Source organism: Streptomyces anatolicus (assembly GCF_019400875.1).
Lineage (GTDB): Bacteria > Actinomycetota > Actinomycetes > Streptomycetales > Streptomycetaceae > Streptomyces > Streptomyces anatolicus.
On the sequence record NZ_WMBF01000220.1, the window covers coordinates 1 to 10,153 of the forward strand.

The window sequence follows — 10,153 nt, forward strand, 5'->3', positions numbered from 1 at the left end:
GGGCCGGGGCGCGGCGCTCCGGACCGCGCCCGGTATGCGTGCACCGCCCGCCCCCGGACCCGCCTCCTACTGGACGGCGGCCCGCACGAGGACCTGTTCCGTCTCGGAGGGGAAGAACCCGGTGATCCCCAGCATCAGACGCAGCGCCGTGGCCACGCGCGGGGGCAGAGGCCGAGGCAGGCCCGCCGGAACGAAGGCGGCACCGGATGTCTCGGCCCGTGCCGCGTCCAGCTCGTGCTGCGCGCGCTGTGCCTCGCCGTTGTGGATGTGCAGAAGGGCGCGCCGGACACCGCCCGACGCGTGCTCGGAGACCTTCAGAAGCACGTCGATGCCGGTCGCGGCCGGGTCGGGGCCCTGCGGGGGGACGACCGTCGCGGATCCGCCCACGGCGGCACCGTCCGTCGCGGCACCAGCCAGGCCCGCACCAGCCACTCCCGCACCAGCCACTCCCGCACCAGCCGGCACGCCCCCGGCGACCACGCACTCGCGAGAGGCCGCGCACTCCACCGCGGCCACCCGCAGGTGAGTGCTCGCCTTGTCCAGGATCTTGACGATCGCACACAACCGTCCTATGTCGAACGACGCCATACGATCACTCCTCTGCGATGCCGCGCGTACGAGCACGCGCGCGAGTAGGACTGCCAACAGGCGTATCACCGGCGTGCGCGCCGACCGAACCCCTGCGAGGGAGCGCACACGGCGCGCAGAGAGGAAAAGGCGCCAGCACATCGGCCCGCCCTTCCGCCGGGGGGCGCACGCCGAGTAGCGGGCGGAGCCGGATTTCCAGCGGCCCCCCGCCACCGCCCTGACGAGGGAAAATTCCCGGGTGCGCCCGCGCCGGGAGCGGTACGTTGAGGGGGCGCGCCGGGGATGGGGGCGCCGCGCGGGCGGGTGACCGAGGCGCGGCGCGCGTATCGCCGCGAGCCCGGACAAGGGCCCGCGGCCGGCTCTCCGGGGCGCACCTCCACTCAGACCCCGTTTCGAGGCCAACCCACCGTGTTCCTGACGATCACCACCACCGGCACCCCTGAACGCCCCGCGACCGACCTCGGGTTCCTGCTGCACAAGCATCCCGGCAAGACGCAGGAGTTCTCCACCTCCTACGGCACCGCGCACGTCCTCTACCCCGAGGCGAGCGCGGAGCGCTGTACGGCCGCGCTGCTCCTGGAGGTGGACCCCGTCGCGCTCGTACGGCGCGGCAAGGGCAAGGGACGCGGCGGCGCGCCCGACGCGGCGCTCGCGCAGTACGTGAACGACCGGCCCTACGCCGCCTCGTCGCTGCTCGCCGTGGCGCTGAGCGCGGTGTTCTCCAGCGCGATGCGCGGCGTGTGCGCCGCGCTTCCCGAGCGGGCCGCGGAGCCGCTGCCGCTGCGCGTCGAGGTGCCCGCGCTGCCCGCACGCGGCGGCGCCGATCTTGTGCGGGCGCTGTTCGAGCCGCTGGGCTGGACGGTGACGGCGATGCCGGTCCCGCTGGACGAGCGGTTTCCCGAGTGGGGTGATTCGCGGTACGTCAGCCTCGTACTCGACGCGCCCGAAGGGAAGTTGACCCTGGGCGAGGCGCTGCGGCACCTGTACGTGCTGCTGCCCGTCCTCGACGACACCAAGCACTACTGGGTGTCGCCGGACGAGGTCGACAAGCTGCTGCGGGCCGGTGAGGGCTGGCTCGCGGACCACCCGGAGCAGCAGGTCATCACCAGCCGCTACCTCGCGCGGCGCTGGTCCCTGACCCGTGAGGCGAGGGAGCGCCTTGAGCTGGTGCGGCTCGCCGACGTGGACGACACGGATGTCGCGGAGATCGACAACGCCGTCGACGACGACGACTCCGTCGCCCCGGAGGAGGAGCCCGCTCCCGGTCCCGAAGAGGCCCAGGGAAAGCTCGTGCCGCTCGCCGTGCTTCGCCGCGAGGCGATCCTCGCGGCGCTCACCGCCGCGGGCGCCGGGCGCGTGCTCGATCTCGGCTGCGGTCAGGGGCAGTTGGTGCAGGCGCTGCTCAAGGACACCAGGTTCACCGAGATCGTCGGCGTCGATGTGTCCATGCACGCGCTGACCGTCGCCTCGCGGCGGCTGAAGCTGGACCGCATGGGCGAGCGCCAGGCCGAGCGCGTCAAGCTCATCCAGGGCTCGCTGGCCTACACCGACAAGCGGCTCAAGGGGTACGACGCGGCGGTGCTCAGCGAGGTCATCGAACACCTCGACGTGGAGCGGCTGCCCGCCCTGGAGTACGCGGTGTTCGGTTCCGCGCGGCCCCGCACGGTCCTGGTGACCACGCCGAACGTCGAGTACAACGTCCGCTGGGAAACGCTCCCCGCCGGTCACGTACGCCACCGCGACCACCGCTTCGAGTGGACGCGCGAGGAGTTCGGGGCGTGGGCCCGCCAGGTGGCCGAACGGCACGGGTACGGCGTGGAGCTGGTGCCGGTGGGTGACGACGACCCCGAGGTGGGGCCGCCGACCCAGATGGCGGTCTTCACACAGACCGAGCAGCACACACAGAACACGAAGAACACGAAGAACACGCGGAACACGCAGAACGCGAAGGAGGTGCGGGCGGCATGACCGAAAACACCAGCACCGGCAACACCAACAACACCGGCGCCCACGCCAGCACCGGCACCGGCACCGAAGCCCCCAAGCCCGGCCGCCGCCTCCCCGTCACCGACCTCTCCCTCGTCGTCCTCATCGGCGCCACCGGCTCCGGCAAGTCCACCTTCGGGCGGCGGCACTTCAAGCCCACCGAGGTGATCTCCAGCGACTTCTGCCGGGGCCTCGTCGCCGACGACGAGAACGACCAGGGCGCCAGCCGCGACGCCTTCGACGTACTGCACTACATCGCGGGCAAGCGCCTGGCCGCGGGCCGGCGCACCGTCGTCGACGCGACGAACGTACAGAGCGAGAGCCGCAAGCAGCTGGTCGAACTGGCCCGCAGGCACGACGTGCTGCCCATCGCCATCGTGCTCGACGTGCCCGAGGAGGTCTGCGCCGCCCGCAACGCCACCCGCGCGGACCGGGCCGGCATGCCGCGCCGCGTCATCCAGCGCCACCAGCGCGAACTGCGCCGCTCTCTGCGGCACTTGGAGCGCGAGGGATTCCGCAAGGTGCACGTCCTGCGGGGCGTGGCGGAGATCGACGGCGCCGAGATCGTCACCGAGAAGCGCTACAACGACCTCACCCACCTCACCGGCCCCTTCGACATCATCGGTGACATCCACGGCTGCGCCGCCGAGCTGGAGACCCTGCTCGGCAAGCTCGGTTACGTCGACGGGGCGCACCCCGAAGGGCGTACGGCCGTCTTCGTCGGCGACCTCGTCGACCGAGGCCCGGACACCCCGGGCGTGCTGCGCCGCGTCATGGCGATGGTCGCCGCGGGCACCGCGCTGTGCGTGCCCGGCAACCACGAGAACAAGCTCGGCCGCTACCTCAAGGGCCGCGGCGTCACGCACACCCACGGACTCGCCGAGACCGTCGAGCAGTTGGGGCACGAGAGCGAGGAATTCCGCGCGCAGGTCAGGGAGTTCGTGGACGGGCTCGTCTCGCACTACGTCCTGGACGGCGGCAAGCTGGTCGTCTGCCACGCCGGTCTGCCCGAGAAGTACCACGGGCGCACCTCCGGCCGGGTCCGCTCGCACGCGCTGTACGGCGACACGACCGGCGAGACCGACGAGTTCGGCCTGCCCGTGCGCTACCCGTGGGCGGAGGAGTACCGCGGCAAGGCGGCGGTCGTCTACGGCCACACGCCCGTGCCCACCGCGACCTGGCTGAACAACACCATCTGCCTGGACACCGGCGCCGTCTTCGGCGGCAAGCTGACCGCCCTGCGCTGGCCGGAGCGCGAACTCGTCGACGTACCCGCCGAGCGGGTCTGGTACGAGCCCGCCAAGCCGCTGCGCACCGAGGCGCCGGGCGGCCACGACGGGCGCCCGCTCGACCTGAACGACGTGCACGGCCGCCGCGTGGTGGAGACCCGGCACGCCGGCCGAGTCGCCGTGCGCGAGGAGAACGCGGCGGCGGCCCTGGAAGTCATGAGCCGCTTCGCCGTCGACCCGCGCCTGCTGCCCTACCTGCCGCCGACCATGGCGCCCACCGCCACATCCCGGCGCGAGGGCTACCTGGAACACCCGGCCGAGGCCTTCGCCTCGTACGCGCAGGACGGCGTCGCCCGCGTCGTGTGCGAGGAGAAGCACATGGGCTCGCGCGCGGTGGCCCTGGTCTGCCGCGACGCGGCCGTGGCCCGCGAGCGCTTCGGTGTCGAGGAGGGCCCGACCGGCTCCCTCTGCACCCGCACGGGCCGCCCCTTCTTCGGCGACCCGTCCGTCACCGAGGAGATACTCGCCCGCCTGCGGGCCGCCGTCACCGAGGCGGGCCTGTGGGAGGCGCTGGAGACGGACTGGCTGCTGCTCGACGCCGAGCTGATGCCGTGGTCCCTGAAGGCCTCCGGCCTGCTCCGCACGCAGTACGCGGCCGTCGGCGCCGCCTCCGGGGCCGTCTTCCCCGGCGCGCTCGCCGCCCTGGAGGCCGCGGTGGCACGCGGCGTCGACGCGGGCGCCCTGCTCGCCAGGCAGCGCGAACGGGCCGCGGACGCCGCCGCGTTCACCGACGCCTACCGCCGCTACTGCTGGCCCACCGAGGGCCTGGAGGGCGTACGGCTCGCGCCGTTCCAGATCCTCGCCGTCCAGGGCCGCAGCCTCGCCGCGCTCCCGCACGACGAACAACTCGCCCTGATCGACCGCATGGTGGAGCACGACGGGAGCGGTCTGCTCCAGACCACCCGCCGCCTCTACGTCGACACCGGCGACGAGGCCTCCGTGCGGGCGGGCGTCGACTGGTGGCTGGAGATGACCGGCCGAGGCGGCGAGGGCATGGTCGTCAAGCCGGTCGAGGCCCTGGTCGTGAACGACCGGGGGCGGCTCGTCCAGCCCGGCATCAAGTGCCGGGGCCGCGAGTACCTGCGGATCATCTACGGCCCGGAGTACACGCGCCCGGAGAACCTGGAGAAGCTGCGGGACCGCTCCCTCGGCCACAAGCGCTCGCTCGCCACGCGGGAGTACGCGCTCGGCCTCGAGGCGCTCGACCGCCTAGCGGAGGGCGAGCCGCTGTGGCGCGTCCACGAGCCGGTCTTCGCCGTCCTGGCCCTGGAGTCGGAGCCGGTGGACCCGCGGCTCTGACCACGGACGCGCGTGCGAGTCAAATGCCCGCAATGACGGGCGTCGGCCGTCCGGCCGGGGAAAGATGGACCCATGGGATTCCATGTCGACTCCGAGGCCGGGCGGCTGCGCCGCGTCATACTGCACCGCCCCGATCTTGAACTGAAGCGGCTGACTCCGAGCAACAAGGACACTCTGCTCTTCGACGACGTCCTGTGGGTGCGCAGGGCCCGCCAGGAGCACGACGGCTTCGCGGACGTGCTGCGCGACCGGGGCGTCGCCGTGCACCTCTTCGGCGACCTGCTGACCGAGACGCTGGACGAGCCGGCGGCCCGCCTCCTCGTCCTCGACCGCGTCTTCGACGAGAAGGAGTACGGTCCGCTGGCCACGGACCACCTGCGAGCCGCCTTCGAGACGCTGCCGTCCGCCGAGCTGGCCGAGGCGCTGGTCGGCGGCATGACGAAACGGGAATTCCTGGAGCGCCACGCCGAACCGACGTCCGTGCGCTTCCACTGCATGGATCTGGACGACTTCCTGCTCGGCCCGCTGCCCAACCACCTCTTCACCCGCGACACCTCCGCGTGGATCTACGACGGCGTCTCCATCAACGCGATGCGCTGGCCCGCCCGGCAGCGCGAGACCGTGCACTTCGAGGCGATCTACCGCCACCACCCGCTGTTCCGTGACGGGGACTTCAACCTCTGGTCGGAGGGCCAGGCGGACTACCCCTCGACGATCGAGGGCGGCGACGTCCTGGTCATCGGCAAGGGCGCGGTGCTCATCGGCATGAGCGAGCGCACCACACCCCAGGCCGTCGAGATGCTCGCGCACAAGCTGTTCGCGGCGGGCTCCGCGCAGACGATCGTGGCCCTGGACATGCCGAAGCGGCGCGCGTTCATGCACCTCGACACGGTCATGACGATGGTCGACGGCGACACCTTCACGCAGTACGCGGGCCTTGGCATGCTCCGCTCGTACACCATCGAACCGGGCGTCGGCGACCGGGAGTTGAAGGTCACCGACTATCCGCCGGAGAACATGCACCGGGCCATCGCGGCCGCCCTCGGTCTCGATTCGATCCGGGTGCTCACGGCGACGCAGGACGTGCACGCGGCCGAGCGGGAGCAGTGGGACGACGGCTGCAACGTCCTCGCGGTCGAGCCCGGTGTGGTGGTCGCGTACGAGAGGAACGCGACGACCAACACATATCTGCGCAAGCAGGGCATCGAGGTGATCGAGATCCTGGGGAGCGAGCTGGGGCGCGGCCGGGGCGGGCCGCGGTGCATGAGCTGTCCGGTGGAGCGGGAGGCGGTGCCGGGGGCGTAGCGGCGCGTCCGCCGCGCCGCCACGCACCGCGACGGCTGGGCTCAGCCGATGCCGGGCCCGCCGCCGCACCCGCGGGTCGGGAGCGTGAACCACACCGCCTTGCCGGACGCCGTCGGGCGGTGGCCGCAGGACGAGCTGAGGGTGCGGATCAGGAGCAGGCCGCGGCCGTGCTCCTGCCAGGGGTCCGGCTCCTCGGGCGGGCAGGGGGCGGTGAGGTCGCCGGGCGGCAGCGGGCTCGAGTCGTGCACCTCGACCTGGCAGCCGGTGGGCAGCAGCTCGATCACCAGCTCTATGGGGTCCTGCCCCCTGGTGTGCTCGACGGCGTTGGCGACCAGTTCCGCGGTGAGCAGTTCCGCGGTGTCGGTGTCGGCGGACGACTCGATGTCGGTGAGCGCCGTACGGACCAGGGCGCGCGCGACGGGCACGGCTGCAGTGGTGTGCGGCAGCGCGATGCGCCAGGAGGCGGGGGAGGCGGGCTCGTGCAAGGCGGGGGGTCCGTTCAGAGCAGCAGGCGATCCTGCTTTCAACCGTACAAATCTTAAGCGCTATGTCGACAGGGACGACGGTCGGGCATGCGGGGGCCGTCCGACCCTGTCATGCCCCGGGAGACAGGACGGGACTTTCGGGACTTATGCGCCTTTTGGGGTGAGGGTCCTCGCGGCACCTTTATCGCGTACTCGTGACGACAGTCACGGACGAGTGATAGCTTCGTAGGGGAGCGCTGCTCGCCGACGCCGCTCGCGCGGTGTCCGTCGGCGACTCGCCCACTGCTCGCTCGGTGTTCGCTGCTCGCTCGGCCCGAGGCCCAGGAGGCCGCACCTGATGAGTCCCTTCACCGGCTCCGCTTCCCGCACCCCCGACTGGCAGCACCTGCGCCTCGCCGTCGACGACGGGGTCGCCACGGTCACCCTCGCCCGCCCCGACAAGCTCAACGCGCTCACCTTCGGCGCCTACGCCGACCTGCGTGACCTCCTCGCCGAGTTGTCCCGCGACAAGTCCGTACGGGCCCTGGTGCTCGGCGGCGAGGGGCGCGGGTTCTGCTCGGGCGGCGACGTCGACGAGATCATCGGCGCGACCCTCGCGATGGACACCGCGAGGCTCCTCGACTTCAACCGCATGACGGGGCAGGTCGTGCGGGCCCTCAGGGAGTGCCCCTTCCCGGTGATCGCCGCCGTGCACGGGGTGGCCGCGGGGGCGGGCGCCGTACTCGCCCTCGCCGCGGACTTCCGGGTCGCGGACCCGAGCGCCCGCTTCGCCTTCCTCTTCACCCGCGTCGGCCTCTCCGGCGGCGACATGGGCGCGGCCTACCTCCTGCCCCGGGTGGTCGGCCTCGGCCACGCCACGCGGCTGCTGATGCTGGGGGACGCGGTGCGCGCGCCGGAGGCCGAACGGATCGGCCTGATCAGCGAGTTGACGGACGAGGGCAAGGCGGGGGAGGCCGCCCTGGCCCTGGCACGCCGCCTGGCGGACGGCCCGGCCCTCGCGTACGCCCAGACCAAGGCGCTGCTCACCGCGGAGCTCGACATGCCGCTCTCCGCCTCCGTGGAACTGGACGCGGCGACCCAGGCCCTGCTCATGAACGGCGAGGACTACGCGGAGTTCCACGCCTCCTTCACCGAGAAGCGCCCCCCGAAGTGGCGGGGCCGATGAGCGGGCGGCCGACGCCCCGGATAGCCGTCATCGGGGGCGGGCCCGGCGGGCTCTACGCCGCCGCGCTGCTCAAGCGGCTCGACCCGGCCCGTCAAGTGACCGTGTGGGAGCGCAACGCCCCGGACGACACCTTCGGGTTCGGCGTCGTGCTCTCCGACGAGACGCTCGGCGGCATCGAGCACGCCGACCCCGCCGTCTACGCCGCCCTCCAGGCCGAGTTCGTACGCTGGGACGACATCGACATCGTGCACCGCGACCGGCGCCACACCTCCGGGGGCCACGGCTTCGCGGCGCTCGGGCGGCGCAGGCTCCTGGAGATCCTGCACGCCCGCTGCCGCGACCTCGGCGTCCGGCTCCGGTTCCGCACCGAGGCGCCGCCCGCCGCCACCCTCGCCACCGCGTACGACCTCGTCGTCGCCGCCGACGGCGTGCACAGCCTCACCCGCGAGGCGCACGCCGACGCCTTCGGGCCGAGCGTGACGACCCACCGCTGCCGGTACATCTGGCTCGCCGCCGACTTCGCCTTCGACGCGTTCCGTTTCGAGATCGCCGAGACCGAGCACGGCGTGATGCAGCTGCACGGCTACCCCTTCTCCGCCGCCGGTTCCGGCGCGTCCACCGTCATCGTGGAGATGCGCGAGGAGGTCTGGGAGGCGGCCGGCTTCGACGGACTCGACGAGCGCGAGTCCACCGACCGCTGCGCCAAGATCTTCACCGAGGCACTCGGCGGCCGCCCCCTGCGCTCCAACAAATCCGCCTGGACCCACTTCCGTACGGTCGTCAACTCCCGCTGGTCGCACGGGAACACCGTGCTGCTCGGCGACGCCGCGCACACCGCCCACTTCTCCATCGGCTCCGGCACCAAGCTCGCCATCGAGGACGCGCTGGCCCTCGCGGCCTGCCTCCAGGAGCAGCCGGACATCCCGAGCGCCCTCCAGGCGTACGAGGCGGAACGCCGCCCCGTCGTCGAGTCCACGCAGCGTGCGGCCCGTGCCAGCCTGGAGTGGTTCGAGCGGCTGCCCGACTACCTCGACCAGCCGCCACGCCAGTTCGCGTTCAACCTCCTGACCCGCAGCCGCCGCGTCACCCACGACAACCTCCGCCTGCGCGACGCGGACTTCACCCGCTCCGTGGAGGGCGAGTTCGGCTGCCCGGCCAATACGCCCCCCATGTTCACGCCCTTCACCCTGCGCGGCCTCACCCTGCGCAACCGCGTCGTGGTCTCCCCGATGGACATGTACTCCGCCGTGGACGGCGTCCCCGGCGACTTCCACCTCGTCCACCTCGGCGCCAGGGCGCTCGGCGGGGCGGGCCTGGTCATGACCGAGATGGTCTGCGTCAGCGAGCGCGGCCGCATCACACCGGGCTGCGCCGGTCTCTACACCGACGAACAGGCCGCCGCCTGGCGCCGGATCACTGACTTCGCGCACGCCCAGGCACCGGGCACGGCCATCGGCGTACAGCTGGGCCACTCGGGCCGTAAGGGCTCCACGAAACTGATGTGGGACGGCATCGACGACCCGCTCCCCGACGGCAACTGGCCCCTCGCCGCCGCCTCACCGCTCCCGTACAAGCCGGGCAGCCAGACCCCGCACGAACTGACCCGGCCGGGACTGACGGAGATCCGCGACCAGTTCACCGCGGCGGCCGGGCGCGCCGAGCAGGCGGGCTTCGACCTCCTCGAACTCCACTGCGCACACGGCTACTTGCTCTCCGGCTTCCTCTCCCCCCTCACCAACCACCGCACGGACGCGTACGGCGGCCCCCTGCCCGCCCGCCTCCGCTACCCCCTCGAAGTCTTCGACGCCGTCCGCGAGGCGTGGCCCGCGGAGAAACCCATGACGGTCCGCATCTCCGCCACCGACTGGGCGGAAGGCGGCACCACCGCCGAGGACGCCGTCGAGATCGCCCGCGCCTTCGCCGCGCACGGCGCCGACGCCATCGACGTCTCGACCGGCCAGGTCGTCGCCGACGAACGCCCCGCCTACGGCCGCTCCTACCAGACGCCGTACGCCGACCGCATCCGCAACGAAACC

The 10,153-nt window shown here is 72.5% G+C and carries 7 protein-coding genes; 5 read left to right on the forward strand and 2 right to left on the reverse strand.

Translation table 11 applies throughout. The annotated features are described in order from the left end of the window. Window positions 1-66: 66 nt before the first annotated feature. Window positions 67-588 carry a hypothetical protein gene (locus GKQ77_RS19555; protein ID WP_219690212.1) on the reverse strand — a complete coding sequence of 174 codons (522 nt, stop codon included), beginning with the start codon at window positions 586-588 and terminating at the stop codon, window positions 67-69. Between the two features lie 408 nt (window positions 589-996). On the opposite strand from GKQ77_RS19555, the gene GKQ77_RS19560 reads away from it, so the two are divergent. The 3 genes from GKQ77_RS19560 to GKQ77_RS19570 all read left to right on the forward strand — a co-directional run bounded on the left by GKQ77_RS19560 (window position 997) and on the right by GKQ77_RS19570 (window position 6,467). Further along, window positions 997-2,556 carry a 3' terminal RNA ribose 2'-O-methyltransferase Hen1 gene (locus GKQ77_RS19560; protein ID WP_219690213.1) on the forward strand — a complete coding sequence of 520 codons (1,560 nt, stop codon included), beginning with the start codon at window positions 997-999 and terminating at the stop codon, window positions 2,554-2,556. Then, the gene (locus GKQ77_RS19565) at window positions 2,553-5,162 is read left to right on the forward strand and encodes a polynucleotide kinase-phosphatase (protein ID WP_219690214.1); all 2,610 of its coding nucleotides are present in this window, start codon (window positions 2,553-2,555) and stop codon (window positions 5,160-5,162) included. Before GKQ77_RS19560 ends, GKQ77_RS19565 begins: the two co-directional genes overlap by 4 nt. A 72-nt stretch (window positions 5,163-5,234) precedes the next feature. Next, window positions 5,235-6,467, forward strand: a complete 1,233-nt coding sequence (locus GKQ77_RS19570) for an arginine deiminase (RefSeq protein ID WP_219690215.1) — start codon at window positions 5,235-5,237, stop codon at window positions 6,465-6,467. 41 nt (window positions 6,468-6,508) lie between these two features. On the opposite strand, the gene GKQ77_RS19575 is transcribed toward GKQ77_RS19570, so the two are convergent. Next, window positions 6,509-6,952 carry an ATP-binding protein gene (locus GKQ77_RS19575; RefSeq protein ID WP_219690216.1) on the reverse strand — a complete coding sequence of 148 codons (444 nt, stop codon included), beginning with the start codon at window positions 6,950-6,952 and terminating at the stop codon, window positions 6,509-6,511. Between the two features lie 337 nt (window positions 6,953-7,289). Between GKQ77_RS19575 and GKQ77_RS19580 the strand changes: the two genes are divergently transcribed. Both GKQ77_RS19580 and GKQ77_RS19585 read left to right on the forward strand, forming a co-directional pair. After that, a complete protein-coding gene (locus tag GKQ77_RS19580; protein ID WP_219690217.1) occupies window positions 7,290-8,117 on the forward strand; it encodes an enoyl-CoA hydratase family protein in 828 nt (275 codons plus the stop codon). Next, a partial coding sequence (locus GKQ77_RS19585) for a bifunctional salicylyl-CoA 5-hydroxylase/oxidoreductase (protein WP_219690218.1) occupies window positions 8,114-10,153 on the forward strand: 2,040 nt, incomplete at its 3' end. The genes GKQ77_RS19580 and GKQ77_RS19585, both read left to right, overlap by 4 nt.